The sequence below is a fragment of the Streptomyces caniscabiei genome, from assembly GCF_014930365.1.
Taxonomy (GTDB): domain Bacteria; phylum Actinomycetota; class Actinomycetes; order Streptomycetales; family Streptomycetaceae; genus Streptomyces; species Streptomyces caniscabiei.
The window spans coordinates 69,468-88,835 of sequence record NZ_JABXWI010000021.1 but is presented as its reverse complement, the minus strand read 5'-3'; the positions used below and the strand labels follow the sequence as shown (position 1 = coordinate 88,835).

Genomic DNA, 19,368 nt, shown 5'->3' with positions numbered 1-19,368 from the left:
TTGTCATGGCTTGCTGGCAGACGCGCGCACCGAAGCGGCCAGTGCGACGACCGCTCCTATGTAGCCGTGGTGGCGCAGACCCATGACGGTCGCGTCGCAGGACCGGGTGAACGTGGAGAGGTGCCCGGTCGCGAAGATGTTGGCGAAGTGCACCTCGACGAACGGCCTGCCGGTCTCCTCCAGGGCGATGCGCGTCGGGTCGCCGAACGCCCAGAGCCCGCCGGGGTTGATGATGTAGCCGTCCATGCCGGGGTTGTTCTCGAGGAAGTCGACGAGGTCGCCCTCGTGGTTGGAGTGGAAGGCGGTCACGTCGACACCGACGGCGTCGCCGACTTCGGTGACCAGGTCCTCGAGCGCCTGAAGGGAGGCGATGCTCCCGTAGATGTTCCGGTCGCGCCGGCCGAGATTGGTCATGTTCAGGCCGTTGAGCAGCGCGAAACGGAGGCGCCCGCCGTCCTCGGCGCCCGGCGTGCTTGCGCTGCCTGCCGTGCTTGCGGTGCCCGCACTGCCCGCGGTGTCTGCGTTGGTCATCTGAGCCTCCGGGTCAGCCGTAGAGAGAGCGTGGGTTGCCGTGCGAGCGGTTGATCTCGCTCGTTCCCTCGGGGTTGAGGAAGTCGAGGTCGTCGAGCGCGAGGGAGAGGGCCACCAGGGCTCCCAACACCGCGTGTCGGCCGGGCCCGGCGAAGATGCCGGTGACGCTGGGGGCGAAGATCGATTCGCCTCGCAGCTCCTCCTGGCTCAGGTGCAGCTCGATGGAGGGCTTCTTGGCGTCCTTGAGGACGTGCCGCAGGGACTCGCCCACGCGCACCAGGCCGCCGGGGTTCACGAGGAACCCTTGGACCTGGCCGGAGTTCGCGTGGACGTACTCCAGCAGCTTGCCCTCGTGGTTGGACCGGAAGTGCCGAACCGCGATCCCGAGGCTGTCGCCCCACATGTGCAGCTCACGCTCGAACGCGTCGGCAGGCTGGAGCCGGCTGCTGGTGTTGGGGCCGCTCAGGAGGGCGATCTCCCACCGCTGGTCGGTCGTACGAAGTGTCTTGAGGTCCACGGCGTGTCCTTTTCGCATCGGGGAGAGTCAGGACCGTTGGGTCGCGAACCGGGCGGGGGCGGGGCTGTTGCGGGAGCGCAGAGCGCGCACATCGCCGTCGATGACGACGCCGGCGATTCCGGGGATGTCCCCGCGTTCGATGGCGGAGAGCGCGTCGGTGGCGACGCCTCCGGTGGGAGGCTGCATGAGCACGAAGTCGGCGGGGCGGCCGATCTCGATGACGCCCTCGCGGCGGCGAAGCACCCGGCCACCGTTCCCGGTGGCGAGCGCGAGGGCGTCCGTGGCGCTGATGCCACCGAGGGAGGAGAACTCGGCGACCGTCTTGATCATGCCGAGGGGCATCACGCCGGTGCCGGTGGGGGAGTCGGTCGCGATCAGGATGCGGTCGAGCTCGTCGCGCTCCTTGGCGATCTCGAGCATCAGCAGGCTGGAGCGCAGGTTGCCGGCCTGCACCAGCTGGAGAGCTCCGGGAGCCTCGAAGACGGCCTTGAGGTGTTCGTCGGGAAGGGAGGTCGTACCGCCGTTCGCGTGGCCGACGATGTCGCAGCCGAGCGTGATGACGTCGTCGAGCGAGACGGCCGCGGACCCGGGCACGGACGCGCCGCCTGTGTGGTTCATGACGATGAACCCCGCGGCCTGGGCCGCGCGTACCAGCGGGGCCGCCTCCGACTGGCTCTCGAAGGCACCGAAGCCCACCTTCGCCAAGCCGACCCGTTCGGCGGCGAGTTCGGCGAAGTCCTCTTCCTTCAGGGAGGGGCTGATGATGACCGAGCCGCCGAGCACTTTGACGCCGCCCGGACGGATGTTCTCCCAGGACCGCTGCGCCGCGATCGCGAGCCCCTTGAGGCCGGCGCGGTCGCTGGGACGCCCGGGGACGTGGATCTCGGAGGCCGACATCATCAGGGTCGTGCCGCCGTGCATGTAGCTCTCGATCCAGCCGACGGTCTGCTGCCGGGGAGTCCAGTCGCCGAAGGTGACATGCACATGGGTGTCGATGAGGCCCGGGGCGAGGATCGCTCCGTTGGCGTCGAGGGTGACGTCGGCGTCGCCGGCTGCACCGTCGGCGCCGAGCGCCGCGATCTGCCCGTCGACACAGCGGACCGACTCGATCGGCATGAGCGGGTCACCGAGCCGGCCGCTGACGGCACCGGCGAGATTGATGATGTCGAGGGTGCTCACGACGCCTCCCGGCTCTTCGCATCCTCGACCGTCATGCCGCCGACGCGGTCGTTGAGCCGGCCGCGGGAGGAGACGGCCACGATGACAGCCACCTCGTCGGCGAGCGGCGCGTCGGGAACGAACAGGGTGAAGGCGTCGTAGTGCGAGCGGACCCAGATCTCGTCCTTGTAGGCGAGGGGTACGTCGATCTGTACGCCGGGGCCGCAGCGCTTGCTGACCGAGGAGATCCACGCCTCGCCGCCCACCGCGTCGCGGACGCCCTTGCCGAACTCGCCGATCTTGTGAGCGACGCCGTGCTCGATCTCTCCGCCGACGCCCACGAGGGACGCCTTGCCGTAGCCCTCGACCTCGAGTCCGAGGGTCTGGGCAGCGGTGGAGGCCAACAGGTGCCCGAGCTCGTAGTTGTCGTCGGTGATGGCCGCGAGGTCGTCCGAGTAGGGGCGGCCGGCGTAGGGATTGCTCAGCACGGCGATCGCGGCCGCCTTGACGAGAGGCCGGTCCGTTTCCTGGCCGCCCTCGGACCGGGTCTCTTCCCGGACGGTGAGGATCTTGCGGATCCGCATGGTCATCGCTCTTCCTCCAACAGTTCTGCCGACTTGAACCACTGAGTGGGGTCCAGGTCGCGAAAGATCACGTGGACCGTGTCCGGACGAGCGTCGCCGATCTCCACGAAGGCCTCGCAGATCGCGCGTGCGAGCTGCTCCTTCTGCTCGTCCGAGCGCCCCCGGTACCACGTCACATCGACGAGCGGCACGGCACACTCCCGTCCGAACGCGCACCCGGCGCGGCCCACGTGCCCACCGGACGGATCCACGGTGATCCGCCGGCCGTCGCCCGCACACGGTTGTCGAACTCACCGGTCCGCGTCGCGATGTCATGACCGTCGGCGGCCAGGCGCCGCGCCCCGGCCTCTCCGAGTCCGCCTGAGCCGCCCGTGACCGCGGCCACCCGACCATTCATGGAGCTTCACCTTTCGTAGGGCCCTCTTCGACGAGCCCTGATCGTGGGCGGACGGCCAACGCCCGTGGAGGATCGCGAGGCTGCGATCCTGACTTCGCAGTCGGACGTGCACTCCGCGGCAACGCCGAGGTGGCCGGCGAGCCGGTGCGGCACATCAGCGCCGGTGCGAAACAGGATGCCGCGCCGATTGGTTCATGAATAGCGCGGAAACTTGTCCAATATCTTTCAGAATTCCTTCATGGTAGGTTCCGGGCGTGAAGTTCGACCTCCACCGCATGCGGTTGCTTCGAGAGCTGGCGCAACGTGGCACCGTCACCTCGGTGGCCGCCGCGCTGGCCTACAGCCCGTCAGCCGTCTCCCAACAGCTCGCCGTGCTGGAGGAGGAGATCGGGACGAGGCTTTTCGAGCCGGACGGCCGGCGCATCAGACTCACCGAGCAGGCGCACATCCTCGTCGCTCACACAGCCACCGTGCTGGAGCAGCTGGAGCGTGCCGAAACGGACATCCTCGCGTCGCTGGACACCGTCGTGGGCACGATCCGCCTCGCCACCATCCAGACCGCCGCGCTCGCACTCGTGCCCGCGACGCTGACCTCGCTGGCGGAGGACCACCCCGGACTACAGATCCAGCTCACCCAGGCCGAGCCCGAAGTCGCCCTGCCCGGACTCCTGGCGCGCGAGTTCGATCTGGTCTGTGGCGAGAACTATGTCGACTATCCGACCAGCCGCTCCAGCGAGATGAACTTCGACGTGGTCGCCGAAGATCCCATCCGCGTCGCGTTCTTGCGGCCACCCGAGGGGCGCGAACCGGACGAGGTGGCTCTTGTCGATCTTGTCCATTCTCCTTGGGTGCTGGAGCCGGAGGGCAGTCCAGGGCGCGACTGGGCCATGGCCGCCTGCCGTCAGGCCGGCTTCGAACCACGAGTGGCACACGAGACCCCTGACGTACTGGTGCAGGCGCAACTCGTGGCGAGCGGCCACGCGGCGGCGTTCCTGCCGGACCTCACATGGTTCGGCCGTGAGCCGACATTCCACCTGCGACAGATGTCGGCCTCGCACGTACGGCAGATCGTCACGACCTGCCGGGCCGGCTCACACCGCAACCCCGCGCTCGTCGCCGTGCGCGACGCACTCCGAGATGCCTACCGACACAGCAGGCCCAGCATCAGCGACCGCTGAGTCCTGCGAGTCGTCGACTCGCCAACGAGCCCCGCCAGGAACACTTGGCGGGGCTCTTTCGACCCCACCACGTGAACACCGCGAACGACGCGCGCAGGGCCCGAACGCCGATCGACGGAGCAGCTTCGGGTGCGAGCCCTGTTCGAGGAACTGTGCGAGATCCTCGCCGCCTACGCGAATGAGCACTTTTCCTTAACGGTTCCATCCATGTTTCCCCGCTTTACCTGGAGAGCGGGACATGCGTCACTTGGCTCCACGCTGATCGAGGGCCCGGGGGGCTCGATGTCTGCACAGCGCTTCATGACCTACATCGCCTGTCCTGTGCCACCGTGCGCGATCGCTGCTCGTCACGTCGCCTCGCGGGGGCGCGTGCCACCTCAGCCCCACCTCACCACGAGCGACCAGGAGACAGCGTGAGTGCGAGTACCGACGTGGCCGAGTACGGCCTCAAGCGCCAACTGTCCCGCCTGAACATCCTTCAGATCACGATCAACTCGATCATCGGAACGGGGTGGTTGTTCAGTGCGATGAACGCCGCCTCCATCGCAGGACCCGCGGCGCTGCTCGCCTGGTTCGTCGCGATCGCGATTCTCGTCCTCATCGCCTTCAACCATGCCGAACTGGGCGCGATGTTCTCCGTGGCCGGAGGCTCGGCCCGGTTCGTCCACTACTCCCACGGCACCCTCGCCGGATTCGGTATCGGCTGGATGGCCTGGATCTACGGAGCGGCGACCGCCCCCATCGAGGTCCAGGGAGTCCTCAGCTACGCCGAGGGCTACACGCACCTGAACCTGTTCCACGTCGACGGGACCCTGACCGCGCTCGGCTACGGCGTGGCCATTTCCCTGCTGGCGGTCTTCGTCGTGCTCAATCTGTTCGCACTCAAGGCCCTGGGCCGAGTGCACAACGCGGTCACCTGGTGGAAGGTCGGCACCATCCTGCTTGTCATCGTGGCCATCCTGTTCGCCCGCTTCGAACCGTCGAACTTCCACTCTCACGGCTTCGCGCCCTACGGTTTCCACGGCGTGCTGGCCGCTGTCGCCATCGGTGGCATCGTCTTCGCCTACACCGGGTTCGAGCAGGCCGTTCAGCTCGGCGCCGAGACCAAGAACCCTGGCCGGAACATCCCGTTCGCGCTCCTCGGCTCCCTCGTGGTCTGCTCGATCCTCTACATCGGCCTTCAGGTCGCGTACATCGGCGCGCTCTCGCCCGCGGAACTGGCGCACGGCTGGGAAGGAACCACCGTCGACGTCACCACGGGCCCGTTCGCGGCATTGGCCACCTCTCTCGGCCTGGGCCTGATCGCCGCGATCGTCTACATCGACTCCGTCGTCTCCCCGACCGGCAACGGAATCGCCTACGTCACCTCGACCGCGCGAGTCACCTACGGGATGGGGCGGAACGGGTACATACCCGAAGTGGTCACTCGTGTCGACAAGCGTGGCGTCCCTGTCATCGGCGTGATCATCAGCTTCGTGGTCGGCCTGCTGTGTCTGCTGCCGTTCCCGAGCTGGCAGTCCCTCCTCGGCTTCCTCACCTCGGCGACGGCCATGCTGTGGGCAGGCGTTCCCATCGCGCTCGGGTCGCTCCGGCGCTCATTCCCCGACGCGGCCCGTCCGTTCCGACTCAGACCGGCCGGCCTCTGGGCGCCTCTGGGCTTCGCCGCGGCCAACCTGCTCGTGTACTGGACCGGTTGGGAGACGGACTGGAAGGTCTTCGTCGCCATCGCCATCGGCTACGCGGTGTTCTTCATCAACCGTGCCTTCCAGCAGGCCGAGGAACGACCCGACCTCGACTTCCGCTCTTCTTGGTGGGTGTGGGTCTGGATCCTGGGCACAGCGGCCATCAGCTACATGGGCACCTTCGGCCAAGCCTCCCACCCCAGCGGCCTGGGCTACCTGTCGTTCCCCTTCTGGGACACCGCGGTCATGGTTGCTTTCAGTCTCGCCGTCTACTACCTGGCGATCAGGACGAGACTGCCGGCCGAGAAGGCGCGGCAGTACGCCCCGAGCGACGACGAACTCAACCTCACGCCCCGCGCGGGAGCGGCCGGCCTCGGTTAGCCGTCCAGCAGCGCACCCGCCCCTCCCCGAGCACAAGACCAGGACTCAGACATGACGGACTTCCCGAACCTCTTCAACCCGATTCAGGTAGGTCCATACACCCTGAAAAACCGGATCATGAACACCGGTCACGCCGCACACTTCCAACTGGGGGACGGCACCCCGACCGATGCGTACGCCTACTACGTTCGCGAACGAGCCAAGGGCGGTGCCGGTGCCATCGTCACCGGGCATACGGTTCCCGTCTACGACGGCGACGCGTCACTCTCGCTGGCCACCTACGGCGACGCGACCATGGACGCGTTCAGCAAAATGACGCAGGGGTGCCATGAGTTCGACGTCCCCCTCATCGCGCAACTCGGCCACCGTGGACGTCGGCTGATGGACCACGCGGGATTCCTTCGCCGCGACATCGTCGCCCCGTCGCCGGTCCCGACCCCCGAGTATTCGGTGCCCCTGTTCATGCCCCACGAGCTGTCGACCGGCGAAGTGGAAGGAATCGTCGAGTCGTTCGGCGCGGCCGCGCACCGCATGCGTCGCTGCGACTTCGACGGGATCGAGCTCGCCATCGGCATGGACTACCTGTTCGCGAACTTCCTGCATGCGCACGGCAACCGCCGCGACGACAAGTACGGCGGCGATGACCTGCGGGAACGGATGACGTTCCTCAACGAGGTGCTCGAGGTGACGCGCGAAGGCATCGGCAAGGACCGGATTCTCGGCGTCCGACTCTACGACGACGGTGTGGACTACAGCATGAGTCTGCCCGAGCACGTCGAGCTGGCGAAGATCCTCGAAGCAGAACGACTCGTCGACTACATCAGCGTCTGGCAGGCCATCACCTCCATCCCTCGAAGCGGCCGCGCGCACTGGCCCAGCCACTACTTCGAGACCGGGGCCTTCGTCCACCTGTCCGAGGCCATGAAGGACGCCGGCATCACACTGCCGATCATCGGAGCGGGCCGTCAGGACTCACCCGCCTTCGCGGAGCAGTGCATCGCCGACGGAAAGCTCGACATCGTCGGAATGGCGAAGACCCTCATCGCCGACCCGCACTTCCCGAACAAGGCGCGGGAGGGCCGTACCGACGACATACGCACCTGCATCGCCTGCACCCAGTCCTGCGTCGGCCATGTGGACAAGGGCCTTGGTGTCGGGTGCATCTACAACCCCGTCACCGGCCGGGAGCAGGCGTGGGGAGAGCTGGAGGCGGTCGACGAACCGAAGCGGGTCGTCATCGTCGGCGCCGGGCCGGCCGGTATGGAGGCGGCCCGCACCGCCGCCATGCGGGGACACGACGTGGTCCTCTTCGAACGCGACCAGCGCATGGGCGGCCAGGTCAACCTCGTCATGACGACACCGAGACGCGGCAACTTCGAGGAGGTCATCCTCTGGTTCGAACGGCAGCTGCCGAAGGTGGGAGTGGACGTCCGACTCGGCGTGGACGCTGACGTGCGGACCGTCCTGGCCGAGTCTCCCGACGTCGTCCTCGTCGCCACCGGGTCCACGCCCTTCGTTCCGGAGGTGATCGGCGCGGACCTTCCGCACGTGCGCACCGCACGAGAAGTCCTCGCCGACGACACCGTGGCCGGCAGGAACGTGCTCGTGTTCGACGTCGGCGGCCGTGCAGAAGGGGTCACCACAGCCGACCACCTCGCCGCCAAGCGACACAACGTCAGGTTCGTGACCGGGATGGAGACCGTGGCCCCGGAGATGCCGTCGCCGGCGCGACACCATCTGCTCGAAGCGCTCATGAGCAGCCCGCGGGTCGAACTGCGGACCCACACATCCATCCACGAGATCGAAGACGGCTCGATCACCACGTTCAATGTCGTCACCTGGGAGCCCGACAGCATCGAAGGCATCGACACCGTCGTCGTGGCCGCCGGCGGCATCGCCGACGACTCGCTCTACCGGCAACTGGCGAAGCAGCACCCGGACGTCCAGGCGATCGGTGACTGCTACCAGCCGCGCGACATCGAGATCGCCATCGTCCAGGGGCACCAGGCCGGTCGCGAGATCTGACGGGTGTCGGGCCGGAGCCGCCCGCGGGGTGGGCACTGCCGCCGATGTGACCGCACGTCACATCGTCCCGCACGCCGTGGCGGCACGTCCCATGCGCAGCCCACGAGCATCAGGAAGCAGGACCCATGAAGATCGCTGTCTGTGTGAAGTACGTACCCGACGCCACCGGAGACCGGTGCTTCCAGCATGACGGGACCGTCGACCGCGTGGGCGTGGACGGACTCCTCTCCGAGCTCGACGAGTACGCCGTGGAGCAGGCGCTCCAGATCAAGGAGAAGGCCACCAGCCCCGACGACGTCGAGGTGACCGTGTTGTGTATGGGTCCCGAGCAGGCCGTCGATGCGGTCCGCAAGGCCCTGCAGATGGGTGCCGACAACGGCGTGCACGTCCAGGACGACGCGATCGCGGGCTCCGACGCGATCGCCACGTCGCTGGTACTGGCGAAGGCGCTGCGACGGGGCGGTGCCGAGGGGGGGAGGCGTGCCCTACGACCTGGTGCTGTGCGGCATGGCGTCCACCGACGGTTCGATGAGTGTGGTGCCCGCGATGCTGGCCGAGCGGCTGTCGCTGCCTCAGCTCACCTTGGCCTCGACGATCCAGACGGAGGGTGTCCAGGTGCGGATCCAGCGCGACGGCGACGCCGCGACCCAGACAGTGGTCGGGGTGATGCCGCTGGTGGTGTCGGTGACCGACCGGTCCGGCGAGGCGCGGTACCCCTCGTTCAAGGGGATCATGGCGGCCAAGAAGAAGCCGGTGAAGATCCTGGCGCTGTCCGACATCGGGGTCGACGCCGGCGATGTGGGTCTGTCCGCGGCGTGGACCGCGGTCGAGGAGACGACCGCGCGTCCGCCGCGTGAGGCCGGCGAGATCGTCAAGGACGACGAGGGCTCGGGGGCCGAGGCCCTGGCTGACTTCCTCGCCGCCCGGAAGTTCATCTAGGCAAGTCCATCTGAGTCATCCGAGTCATCCGACCATAGATTGCGGAGAGCGCGTCCATGTCCGAGATCCTGGTGGTCGTCGACCACACCGACGTTCCCGAGGGTGGGGGGATCAAGAAGCCGACGTACGAGATGCTCACGCTCGCGGGGCGCATAGGTGAGCCGTCGGCGGTGTTCATCGGCCCGAGGGCCAAGGGGGCGGAGGTCGCCGATGCCGTCAAGCGGTACGGCGCGCAGCGGGTGTACGTCGTCGACGAAGAGGGTCTGAAGGGCTACCTGGTGGCACCGAAGGCCGAGGCGCTCCAGCAACTCGTGGAGAAGGCCTCGGGGTCCGGTGGCGTGGGCGCGGTGCTGATCGCCTCGACCGCCGAGGGCAAGGAGGTCGCCGGCCGGCTCGCCATTCTGACCGGCTCCGGGCTGATCACCGACGCCGTGGACATCGAGGCCGGAGACGACGGCCCGGTGACCACCCAGTCGGTGTTCGCCGGCAGCTACACGGTCAAGGCCAGGGTCACCCGGGGCACACCGATCATCACCGTCAAGCCCAACTCCACGGCGCCGGTGGAGGCCGACGGCGCCGGCCAGGTCGAGGAGGTGGCCGTCGCCGTGTCCGAGGCCGCCCGGGGTGCCCGGATCGTGGCCTCCCAGCCTCGTGCCGCCACCGGCCGCCCCGAACTGACCGAGGCCGCGATCGTGGTCTCCGGCGGCCGCGGCACCGGCGGCGACTTCGATCCGGTCGAGGATCTCGCCGACGCCCTCGGCGCGGCCGTGGGTGCCTCGCGGGCCGCGGTGGACTCGGGGTGGAAACCGCACGGCCACCAGATCGGCCAGACCGGGAAGACCGTCTCCCCCCAGCTGTACCTCGCCGCCGGGATCTCCGGCGCCATCCAGCACCGCGCCGGCATGCAGACCTCGAAGACCATCGTCGCCGTCAACAAGGATGAGGAGGCTCCGATCTTCGAGCTCGTCGACTTCGGCGTCGTGGGCGACCTCCACACAGTCCTCCCCGCCGTGACCGAGGAGATCAGGCAACGCAGAGGCTGACCCCTGCCCAACAGGACGCGGACAGAGCCTCCTGCGCCAGGCGCCAAGAGTCGTCGGCTGCGGGCGCCAGCGGCCGAGCGAGACCACGGATCCGGGGGGCGGCCCCAGTGCCCTCAACGTGCCGCGAGCTGGTCGTCGAGCACCACCGGCTCGTCGCGCAGCGCACGCACCGTGCGACGGGTCTCCTCCACGCCCTCGACGACCAGGCGGCGGGATCGGCCGACCGCGGCCCGCACAGCACCGGCCCCGGCACCGTTCTCCACCAGGCCGTTCACGGCGGTCAGTTGGACGGACAGGGCCGACAGGGTGTGGGCCAGCACATCGTGCACCTCCCGCGCGAGCCGGTTGTGTTCGGCCAGCAGCTCGACCCGCTCGTGTTCGAGGAGGCGCCGCTGCCGCTCCACCACCGGCTCGGCAGCGGCCCACTCCCGCGCCCACTGCTGGCGGCGCGCGGCTCCCAGCAGCAATCCCAGGAGGGCACCGATCCCGGTGGCCGCGAGCCCGCCGAGGCCGTGCCCGGCAAAGCGGCGGCCACGGCTGCCGCCGCCACGCCGGCCCGCCCGGGCGCGTCGTCGGCGCGGCCCCGTGCAGCAGACCGGCTAGACCGACCAGACCCACCACCCAGCTCAGCACCGGCCGCCTACGGACCGCGGACATCCCCTCACTTCCCGGACCAGGGTGAGCGGTTCACGGGCGGCCTTCGGGTGGATCCCGGCCTCCACCCGGTCCGGGGCCAGGTGGATCCAGCCCGCCACCCGGTTCGGGGCGCCGGTGCGTGGGGGTCAGAGACGCAGACTGGTCATGCCACCGTCCACCCGGAGGATCGTGCCCGTGGTCGATCCGGCTCGCGGGGAGGCGAGAGACGCGATGGCGTGGGCCACTTCCTCGGCAGCCACCAGACGCCCCAACGGCTGGCGTGCGCGCAGGGCCTCGGCCGCCGCCTTAGGGTCCTCCGCGTCGTCGAGCAGACGGGTCACCCATGGTGTGTCCGCCGTGCCGGGAGCCACGGCGTTGACACGGATCCCGTCCGCCGCGTGGTCGGCGGCCATGGCCAGCGTGAGGGCGTGGACCGCGCCCTTGCTGGCGCTGTACAGCGCCCTCTGGCGTACACCCAGGTAGGCGACGGCAGAACACACGTTCACCACCGCCGCGTGGGACGAGCTTCGCAGGTGGGGCAGAGCCGCGCGGGTGACCCGCGCGATGCCGGTGACGTTGATGTCGAGGACCCGGGCCCACTCGGCGTCGGCGTTCCGGGCTATGTCGCCGACCGCTCCGATGCCGGCGTTGTTCACCAGGATGTCGAGACCGCCCAGGCGATCGACCGTCTCCGCGATCGCCTCGTCGACCGCGGCCGAGTCGGCGATGTCGCACCCCACAGCCAGTACGTCCGCGGGCGCGCCCTCGACCCGGAGGTCCAGGACGGCCACCCGCGCGCCCCGGTCCCGCAGCAGCGCGGCGGTCGCGGCCCCGATGCCACCGCATCCGCCGGTGACGACCGCGGTGAGACCGTCGAACTCGGTCATGGGTTGCTCACTCCTCAGGCTGATCAGGCAGCGTGTCGACGGGGGTCGACATGGATCTTCGGACCGGATCCCGCGTCCGGTGGCCGCTCGCCGGCGAGGACCGCGCCGGCCTGGGCGAGTCCGACGGTCGCGGCGACCAGGGGTCTGGGGTCGATGGATCCGTCGGCGTAGGCCTGGATGGTGGCGTCGAGGCCGGGGGAGGCCGACAGGATGCCGACGGCCGTGATGTCCTTGAGGGCGAGGGTGCGGGTGTCGATCCTGCTGGGTTCGCCGGCCAGACCGATGTACACGAGGCGGCCGGCGGGTTCCACCAACTCCAGTGCCCTGTCGGGCAGATGGGCCGCGTTCGAGGCGTCGACGACCGCGTCGAACGGCAGGTCCGGCAACGACTCCTCCGTCCACACGTGCGCGAAACCGAGACTCCGGGCGAAGGCGAGCGAGCCTTCCGTGACACCCATGAGGTGGACTTCCGCCCCGGCGGCGCGGAGGAACATCGCGCTCAGCAGGCCGATCGTCCCCGGGCCCAGGACCAGCGCCCGGTCCCCGGCCCCCGCCGAGGCGGCCCGAGCAGCGCGCAGGGCGTTGCCGCCCGGCTCCACCAACGCGCCGAGCACCTCGTCGACGGAGTCCGGCAGTGCGTGCAACGAGCTTGCCGGAACGGCGAGTTGCTCGGCCAGGGCGCCGGGACGGCCGGTGCGCACGCCCACCTCGTGCCGTCGCTCACAGACATGCTGATGCCCGCGCCGACAGCGTCGACAGGTGCCACAGCCGATCATCGTGTCGCCCATGACGCGTCGACCGATCCACCCGTGATCGACGCCGTCGCCGACCGTCGTGACACGGCCGCACCATTCGTGGCCGAGCCGCATCGGGTAGGTGGAGTGGCCCTGGTGGAGGTAGGCCATCTCCCCGGTGAAGAACTCCACATCGGTGCCGCAGACGCCGACCCGCTCGACGGCGATGACGACTTCGCCGGGCCCGGCCACCGGCGCCGGGAGGTCCCGGACCTCGTGGACGCCGGGTGCCGTCAGGACGAACGCGCGCATGGAGGGCAGGCTCACCGGGGCCCGAGCACGCTCTGGCGCTGGGTGCCGAGCTGCTTGATGCCCAGTTCCATCACGTCGCCCGGCTGGAGGTAGACGGGTGGGGTGAGACCCATGCCGACTCCGGGCGGGGTGCCCGTGTTGATCAGGTCGCCGGGCTCCAGCACGAGGAACTGGCTGAGGTAGTGCACGATGAAGTACGGGTCGAAGATCATCGTCTTGGTGCTGCCGGTCTGCCGGCGCACGCCGTTGACATCGAGCCACATGTCGAGGTCGAGGACGTCGTCGACCTCGTCGGCGGTCGCGAGCCAGGGCCCTGCCGGGTTGAAGGTCTCGGCGGACTTGCCCTTGGCCCACTGCCCGCCGCGCTCCAGTTGGAAGGCGCGCTCGCTGACGTCGTTGACGGTCACATAGCCGGCGATGGCGCCGCGGGCGTCGTCCACCGACTCCAGGTAGCTGGTGCGGCGGCCGATGACGATGCCGAGTTCCACCTCCCAGTCGGTCTTGGTGGAGCCACGCGGGATGCGCACGTCGTCGTTCGGGCCGATCAGGGTGTTGGGGGACTTGGTGAACAGGATCGGCTCGTCGGGGACCGGCATGCCGCTCTCTGCCGCGTGGTCGCGGTAGTTGAGCCCGATGCACAGGATCTGGTGCGGGCGCGCGATGGGGGCGCCGACGCGTTCCCCGTCGAACCGGAGGACCTGGCCTGCGGCAGCCCGCTCGGTCACGACGGGGCGGACGCGGTCGATGCCGCCGTCGCCGAAGAACGTCTCGTCGAAGTCGGTGACCACGTCCGACAGGTCGACGTAGGTCTCGTCGTCGATGCGGGCGACGGGCTTCTCGGCGCCGGGTGCGCCGATGCGCATGAGGTACACGGGGGTGTCTCCAGATTCGGTGAGAGGGGGAGGGGGGCGGGGCTCTCAGTAGGAGGGCTCAGCAGTGGGGCTCAGCAGTGGGGCTCGCCGAGCGGGCCGAGCAGTGCCCGGGTCTCGTCGAGGGCGTCGAGCAGGGCGGTCAAGGGCGTCCGGTAGGCCAGCGCGCTGATGCTCACGGCTCCGGACGGCGTTGTCGGTGAGGTGGCGTACACGGGCAGAGCGACACAGTTGACGCCGGTCTCGTTCTCCTGGTCGTCGACGGCGTACCCCCGTTCGGCCGTGGCCCTCAACTCACGGTGCAGGTCGGCGGCCGTGCACAGGGTCTGCGGGGTGCGCCGTTCCAGGGGCGAATCGCCGACCCACGCCTCGACCTCCTCCACGGCACCCAGGTGGGAGGCGAGGAGCAGTTTGCCGACGGCGGTGGCGTGCGCGGGGTTGCGTCCGCCGATCGTCGACGTCAGCTTGACGGCACCGGTGGGCGGATCGACCTTGGCGCGGTAGACGACCTCCCGGCCGTCGAGCACCGCGTAGTGGGCCGTCTCGCCGAACCGGTGCGCGAGAGCTTCCAGTACGGGCCGCACGCGGACGTGGTCGGGCCGGGCCTCGTGGTGGGCGAAGGCCATGCGCAGGAACTCGTCGCCGAGCACATAGCGGCCGTGAGCGTCCTGGTCGGCCAGCCCGGCCCGGCGCAGGGCGGCGAGAGCCCGGTGCACGGTCGGCTTCGGGCTGGCCATCAGGTGCGTCAGCTCGTCCAGGCCCGCTCCGTCGGGGTACCGAGCGAGCTCCTTGAGGACGGCGAGCACCCGGTCCGAGCCGACGAGCCGACCGCCGTCGGCGCCGGTCGCGCCGTTCTCGCCGGGGTCTGTCGATCCGTCGTGTGTCTGCGTATGCTTCATCGTGTTCCACACCTTAGAACGGCATACCGATTATTGGAAGAGGTTCGGGATGACGCTCCGCAGTGCGCAGTGGTACGGGGGACAGGACCGCAACGCCTACATCCACCGGGCGTGGATGCGACGGGGCGTGCCGGACGACGCCTTCACCGGCCGGCCGCAGATCGCCATCGCCAACACCGCCTCCGAACTGACCCCCTGCAACACCCACCTTGACGAGGTCGCGGCCTCGGTCCGCAACGGGGTGTACGAGGCGGGCGGGATCCCGCTGAACCTGCCGGTGGTGTCACTGGGGGAGACGAACGTGCGGCCCACCGCGATGCTGTGGCGGAACATGGCCGCGATGGCCACGGAGGAGATGCTGCGGGCCAATCCCATCGACGGCGTGGTGCTGCTCGGCGGCTGCGACAAGACCATCCCGTCGCTGCTCATGGCCGCCGCCTCGGTGGACCTCCCCGCGGTCGTGGTCCCCGGCGGTCCGATGCTCACCGGAACCTTCCGAGGCAAACCGCTGGGCTGCGGCACCGACGTCTGGCGTCTGTCGGAGGAGGTACGGGCCGGCACGCTCTCCCAGGAGCAGTTCACCCGCTCCGAGTCGGCGATGATCCGCAGCCGCGGGCACTGCAACACCATGGGCACCGCGTCCACCATGGCGCTGGTCGCCGAGGCGCTGGGCACGGTCGTCCCCGGGACCGCCGGAACTCCCGCTCCTGACAGCCGACTTCTGGAGGCGGCGCACCACACGGGCCGGATCGTGGTGGAGATGGTGGGCGCCGACCGGCGACCGGCGACCTTCCTCACCAAGGCCTCCTTCCACAACGCGATCGTCGCGCTCGCGGCGATCGGCGGCTCCACCAACGCCGTCGTCCATCTCCTGGCCATCGCGGGCCGGTTGGGCATCGAGCTGACACTCGACGACTTCGACCGCATCGGCTCCCGCGTGCCCGTCCTGGTGGACCTCCAGCCGGCCGGCCGCTTCCTCATGGAGGACCTGCACCGCGCCGGAGGCCTGCTCGCCGTCCTGCGCGAGGTCCGTGACCTGCTCGATCCGGACGCGCTGACGGTCACCGGCACCCCGCTCGTCGACTGTCTCGACGACGCCCCGATCTGGGACGGCGAGGTCATCCGCACCCGCACCGAGCCGCTGGTCGCCGAGGGCGGCATCGCCGTACTGCGGGGCAACCTGGCTCCCGACGGCGCGCTCATCAAGCCCGCGGCGGCCTCTGCTCACCTGCTCCGACACCAGGGCCGGGCGGTGGTGTTCGACTCCATCGAGGACTTCCACGCCCGCATCGACGACCCGGATCTCGATGTCGACGCCGACTCCGTCCTGGTCCTGCGCGGCTGTGGCCCCAAGGGGTATCCGGGCATGCCCGAGGTCTCCAACATGCCCCTGCCGAGGAAGCTGCTCGAACAGGGCGTGCGTGACATGGTCCGGGTCTGCGACGGCCGGATGAGCGGCACGGCGTACGGCACTGTCGTCCTGCACGTCGCTCCGGAAGCCGCCGCCGGCGGCCCCCTCGCCCTCGTCCGCACCGGCGACCTGATCACCCTGGACGTCGAGTCCCGCCGCATCGACATCGACGTACCCGCCGACGAACTCGCCGCCCGCAGGCCCAACCAGGCCACGCTCGACGGATTCGCCGCTCCCCGCCGCGGCTGGGAACGCCTCTACGTCGACCACGTCCAGCAGGCCGACACCGGCGCCGACCTCGACTTCCTGATCGGCTCCAGCGGCTCCGAGGTGAGCCGTGAGTCGCACTGACGGTCTCCTCACGCCCGACGCCACGCTGCTGGCGCGGCTGGAGGCGGCCGCACCGGGCACGGTGGCCGCCCGCGCCTCCGACCGACTCGCCTTCGCCCACGACGCCTCGCACTACCTGCTGGTGCCGGACGCGGTGGTCACCCCGAAGGACGCGACCCAGGTGGCCGAGCTCCTGCGTACGGGCGCGGCCCACGGCCTGTCCCTGACGTTCCGCTCCGGCGGCACCAGCCTCTCCGGCCAGGCCACCAACGACGGAATCCTCGTGGACACCCGCCGCCACTTCCGCGGCATCGAGATCCTCGACGACGGCGACCGCGTACGGGTCCAACCGGGCGCCACCGTACGGGCGGTGAACCAGCGGCTCGCCCGCCACGGCCGCAGACTCGGCCCGGACCCGGCCAGTGAGAGCGCCTGCACGATCGGCGGTGTCGTCGCCAACAACTCCAGCGGCATGGCCTGCGGCACCGAACTCAACACCTACCGCACCCTGGAGTCGGCCGTGCTCGTGCTGCCGAGCGGAACGGTCCTCGACACCGGCGCCGCGGACGCCGACGACCGACTGCGCACTCTCGAACCGCGCATCCACGAAGGGCTCGTGCGACTGCGGGACCGGGTGCGCGTCAACCCCACCTCACGCGAGACGATCCGCCGCCTGTATGCCATCAAGAACACCATGGGCTACGGCGTGAACTCCTTCGTCGATCACACCCGCCCGGTCGACATCCTCACCCACCTGGTCATCGGCAGCGAGGGCACCCTCGCCTTCGTCGCCGAGGCGACCTTCCGCACCGTCCCCGCCCATCCGCACGCGGCCACCGGGCTGCTCGTCTTCCCCGACCTCGCCACCGCGACCGGCGCCCTGCCCGACCTGGTGGCCGCCGGCTTCGCCACCATCGAACTCCTCGACGCCACCAGCCTGAGAGTCGCCCAGCGGGACCCCGGAGCGACCGCCGCACTGCGGGAAACGCGGGTGCGGGACCACACGGCACTCCTCGTCGAACACCAGGAGCCGACTGCCGAGGCACTGCGCCAAAGGGTCTCGGACACAGCCCAGATCCTGGCCGCTCTCCCGCTGACCACCACCGGCACGCTGACGAGCGAACCCGCCACCCGTGCCGCGCTCTGGCACATCCGCAAGGGGCTCTACACCGCGGTCGCGGGCGCACGTCCGTCCGGCACCACGGCTCTGCTGGAGGACATCGCGGTACCGGTCGACCGACTGCTGCCCACCTGTGCGCAGCTCACCGAGTTGTTCGACCTTCACGGCTACACCGGAGGCGTGATCTTCGGGCACGCGCGGCACGGCAACATCCACTTCCTGCTCAACGAGGATTTCGACAGGCCCGAACTGGCCGAGCGCTACCTGGCGTTCACCGACGACATGGTCGATCTCGTCCTCGGCCACGGCGGCACCCTCAAGGCCGAGCACGGCACCGGGCGCATCATGGCCCCGTACGTCCGTCGCCAGTACGGTGACGAGCTCTACGACGTGATGCGCGAGGTCAAACACCTTCTCGACCCGCACGGACTGCTCAACCCGGGCGTGCTGCTCAGCGACGACCCGAGCGTCCACATCCGTCACCTCAAGTCGACTCCCACGGTCGAGGAGGAAGTGGACCGCTGTGTGGAGTGCGGCTACTGCGAACCGGTCTGCCCCAGCCAGGACCTCACCACGACCCCGCGCCGTCGGATCGTGCTGCGCCGCGAGATCGCGCGTGCCCGAACGGCGGGAGACACCGACCTGCTCGCCCGACTGGAGGCGGAATCCCAGTACGACGTCGTCGACACCTGCGCGGTCGACGGCATGTGCCGCACGGCGTGCCCCGTGCTCATCGACACGGGCGACCTGACCCGCCGACTGCGCGCCGAACGACGCGGCCGCGCCGAACAGAAGGCCTGGGCATCGGCGGCCCGGCACTGGGACGGTGTCACCCGCGTCGCGGCCGGCGCGCTCACAGCGGCGCGGGCCGTGCCGGCCGCCCTGCCCGGCGGCGCGACAGCCGCCGGGAGGGCGCTGCTCGGCACCGACGTCGTACCCGCGTGGTCCCCGGACCTCCCGCGCGGCGGCACCCGGCGACACCCCCGAACTGCCGCGGCCGCGCAAGCGGTCTACTTCCCGGCCTGCGTGTCCACGATGTTCGGCGCTGCCGAGTCGGGGACGGGAAAGGGCGTCGGGGAGGCCTTCCTGGCCCTGTGCGAGCGAGCCGGAGTCGAGGTACGGGTACCCGACAGGATCGCTTCCCTGTGCTGCGGAACGCCGTGGAAGTCGAAGGGCCTGACCGACGGCCATGCCGTGATGCGGGAGCGTGTCGTCCCCGTACTGCGGTCGGCGACGGACAACGGGGCGCTACCGGTCGTGGTCGACGCGGCCTCCTGCACGGAGGGCCTGACGCACCTCCTGGCGAAGGAAGGGATCCGCGTGATGGACGTGGTGGCGTTCGTCGACGCGGAGGTCCTGCCGGGTCTGCCTGCCGCCCGGCGCATCCCCTCACTCGTCGTCCATCCCACCTGTGCCTCGACGCAGCTCGGTCTCGACCCGGCATTGCTACGCGTGGCCTCCGCGGCCGCCGAGGACGTGATCCAGCCGGAGGAATGGCGCTGTTGCGCCTTCGCCGGGGACCGGGGACTCCTGCACCCCGAGCTGACGGCCTCCGCGACCGCAGCTGAGGCCCGCTCCCTGCGCACCGTGCACGCGACGGCGTACGCCTCGGTGAACCGCACCTGCGAACTCGGCATGACGCGGGCGACCGGACGTCCCTACCGGCACCTCCTCGAAATGCTCGAGGAAGTCACCCGCCCGACGCCCGACTGACCGGGAGAGGAAAGCTCGCGCG

General features: G+C 69.8%; 16 protein-coding genes and 1 pseudogene. 7 read left to right on the top strand and 10 right to left on the bottom strand.

What is annotated here, in order from left to right:
* Positions 1–3: 3 nt before the first annotated feature.
* The 5 genes from HW837_RS40205 to HW837_RS49215 are packed head-to-tail and all read right to left on the bottom strand — an operon-like array spanning position 4 to position 2,981.
* On the bottom strand, positions 4–531 hold the full coding sequence (locus tag HW837_RS40205) for a type II 3-dehydroquinate dehydratase (protein ID WP_078853499.1): 528 nt from the start codon (positions 529–531) through the stop codon (positions 4–6).
* Between the two features lie 13 nt (positions 532–544).
* Positions 545–1,048 (bottom strand): type II 3-dehydroquinate dehydratase, encoded by a 504-nt coding sequence (locus tag HW837_RS40200; protein WP_045558360.1) that lies wholly within the window; start codon positions 1,046–1,048, stop codon positions 545–547.
* Positions 1,049–1,075: 27 nt separating this feature from the next.
* Positions 1,076–2,227, bottom strand: coding sequence for an amidohydrolase family protein (locus HW837_RS50145; protein WP_196790049.1), 1,152 nt, complete (start codon positions 2,225–2,227; stop codon positions 1,076–1,078).
* Positions 2,224–2,796, bottom strand: coding sequence for an amino acid synthesis family protein (locus HW837_RS40190; protein ID WP_193381712.1), 573 nt, complete (start codon positions 2,794–2,796; stop codon positions 2,224–2,226). Before HW837_RS40190 ends, HW837_RS50145 begins: the two co-directional genes overlap by 4 nt.
* Positions 2,793–2,981, bottom strand: coding sequence for a tautomerase family protein (locus HW837_RS49215; protein ID WP_045558357.1), 189 nt, complete (start codon positions 2,979–2,981; stop codon positions 2,793–2,795). The genes HW837_RS40190 and HW837_RS49215 overlap by 4 nt, the downstream gene beginning before the upstream one ends.
* Before the next feature lie 460 nt (positions 2,982–3,441).
* Between HW837_RS49215 and HW837_RS40180 the strand changes: the two genes are divergently transcribed.
* From HW837_RS40180 to HW837_RS40160, 5 genes and pseudogenes are all read left to right on the top strand, one after another.
* Entirely contained in the window at positions 3,442–4,365 is a 924-nt protein-coding gene (locus tag HW837_RS40180) for a LysR family transcriptional regulator (RefSeq protein ID WP_193381713.1), read from the top strand.
* A gap of 413 nt (positions 4,366–4,778) precedes the next feature.
* Positions 4,779–6,428, top strand: a complete 1,650-nt coding sequence (locus HW837_RS40175; protein ID WP_193381714.1) for an APC family permease — start codon at positions 4,779–4,781, stop codon at positions 6,426–6,428.
* Positions 6,429–6,479: 51 nt separating this feature from the next.
* Positions 6,480–8,453 carry an oxidoreductase gene (locus tag HW837_RS40170; protein ID WP_093790818.1) on the top strand — a complete coding sequence of 658 codons (1,974 nt, stop codon included), beginning with the start codon at positions 6,480–6,482 and terminating at the stop codon, positions 8,451–8,453.
* A gap of 125 nt (positions 8,454–8,578) precedes the next feature.
* Positions 8,579–9,392, top strand: a pseudogene (locus HW837_RS40165) (electron transfer flavoprotein subunit beta/FixA family protein).
* A gap of 56 nt (positions 9,393–9,448) precedes the next feature.
* Positions 9,449–10,435 (top strand): electron transfer flavoprotein subunit alpha/FixB family protein, encoded by a 987-nt coding sequence (locus HW837_RS40160; protein ID WP_045558354.1) that lies wholly within the window; start codon positions 9,449–9,451, stop codon positions 10,433–10,435.
* Between the two features lie 113 nt (positions 10,436–10,548).
* On the opposite strand, the gene HW837_RS40155 is transcribed toward HW837_RS40160, so the two are convergent.
* The 5 genes from HW837_RS40155 to HW837_RS40135 all read right to left on the bottom strand — a co-directional run bounded on the left by HW837_RS40155 (position 10,549) and on the right by HW837_RS40135 (position 14,772).
* Entirely contained in the window at positions 10,549–10,902 is a 354-nt protein-coding gene (locus tag HW837_RS40155) for a histidine kinase (protein WP_193381715.1), read from the bottom strand.
* Positions 10,903–11,217: 315 nt separating this feature from the next.
* Positions 11,218–11,958, bottom strand: coding sequence for an SDR family NAD(P)-dependent oxidoreductase (locus tag HW837_RS40150; RefSeq protein WP_045558352.1), 741 nt, complete (start codon positions 11,956–11,958; stop codon positions 11,218–11,220).
* A gap of 23 nt (positions 11,959–11,981) precedes the next feature.
* Positions 11,982–13,004, bottom strand: a complete 1,023-nt coding sequence (locus HW837_RS40145; protein ID WP_045558351.1) for a zinc-dependent alcohol dehydrogenase — start codon at positions 13,002–13,004, stop codon at positions 11,982–11,984.
* Between the two features lie 11 nt (positions 13,005–13,015).
* Entirely contained in the window at positions 13,016–13,876 is an 861-nt protein-coding gene (locus HW837_RS40140) for a fumarylacetoacetate hydrolase family protein (RefSeq protein ID WP_193381716.1), read from the bottom strand.
* A gap of 71 nt (positions 13,877–13,947) precedes the next feature.
* Complete coding sequence (locus HW837_RS40135) at positions 13,948–14,772, bottom strand: IclR family transcriptional regulator (RefSeq protein WP_093790815.1); 825 nt, start codon at positions 14,770–14,772, stop codon at positions 13,948–13,950.
* 49 nt (positions 14,773–14,821) lie between these two features.
* On the opposite strand from HW837_RS40135, the gene HW837_RS40130 reads away from it, so the two are divergent.
* Together HW837_RS40130 and HW837_RS40125 are read left to right on the top strand one after the other, a co-directional pair.
* Entirely contained in the window at positions 14,822–16,534 is a 1,713-nt protein-coding gene (locus HW837_RS40130) for an IlvD/Edd family dehydratase (protein WP_093790814.1), read from the top strand.
* Positions 16,521–19,346, top strand: a complete 2,826-nt coding sequence (locus HW837_RS40125; protein ID WP_193381717.1) for an FAD-binding and (Fe-S)-binding domain-containing protein — start codon at positions 16,521–16,523, stop codon at positions 19,344–19,346. The genes HW837_RS40130 and HW837_RS40125 overlap by 14 nt, the downstream gene beginning before the upstream one ends.
* Positions 19,347–19,368 lie beyond the last annotated feature (22 nt).

Bases quoted from the DNA above. Each gene is read 5' to 3' on its own strand.
- HW837_RS40205 (WP_078853499.1), bottom strand. From the start codon at position 531: ATGACCAACGCAGACACCGCGGGCAGTGCGGGCACCGCAAGCACGGCA.
- HW837_RS40190 (WP_193381712.1), bottom strand. From the start codon at position 2,796: ATGACCATGCGGATCCGCAAGATCCTCACCGTCCGGGAAGAGACCCGG.
- HW837_RS40170 (WP_093790818.1), top strand. From the start codon at position 6,480: ATGACGGACTTCCCGAACCTCTTCAACCCGATTCAGGTAGGTCCATAC.
- HW837_RS40160 (WP_045558354.1), top strand. From the start codon at position 9,449: ATGTCCGAGATCCTGGTGGTCGTCGACCACACCGACGTTCCCGAGGGT.
- HW837_RS40150 (WP_045558352.1), bottom strand. From the start codon at position 11,958: ATGACCGAGTTCGACGGTCTCACCGCGGTCGTCACCGGCGGATGCGGT.
- HW837_RS40145 (WP_045558351.1), bottom strand. From the start codon at position 13,004: ATGCGCGCGTTCGTCCTGACGGCACCCGGCGTCCACGAGGTCCGGGAC.
- HW837_RS40135 (WP_093790815.1), bottom strand. From the start codon at position 14,772: ATGAAGCATACGCAGACACACGACGGATCGACAGACCCCGGCGAGAAC.
- HW837_RS40130 (WP_093790814.1), top strand. From the start codon at position 14,822: ATGACGCTCCGCAGTGCGCAGTGGTACGGGGGACAGGACCGCAACGCC.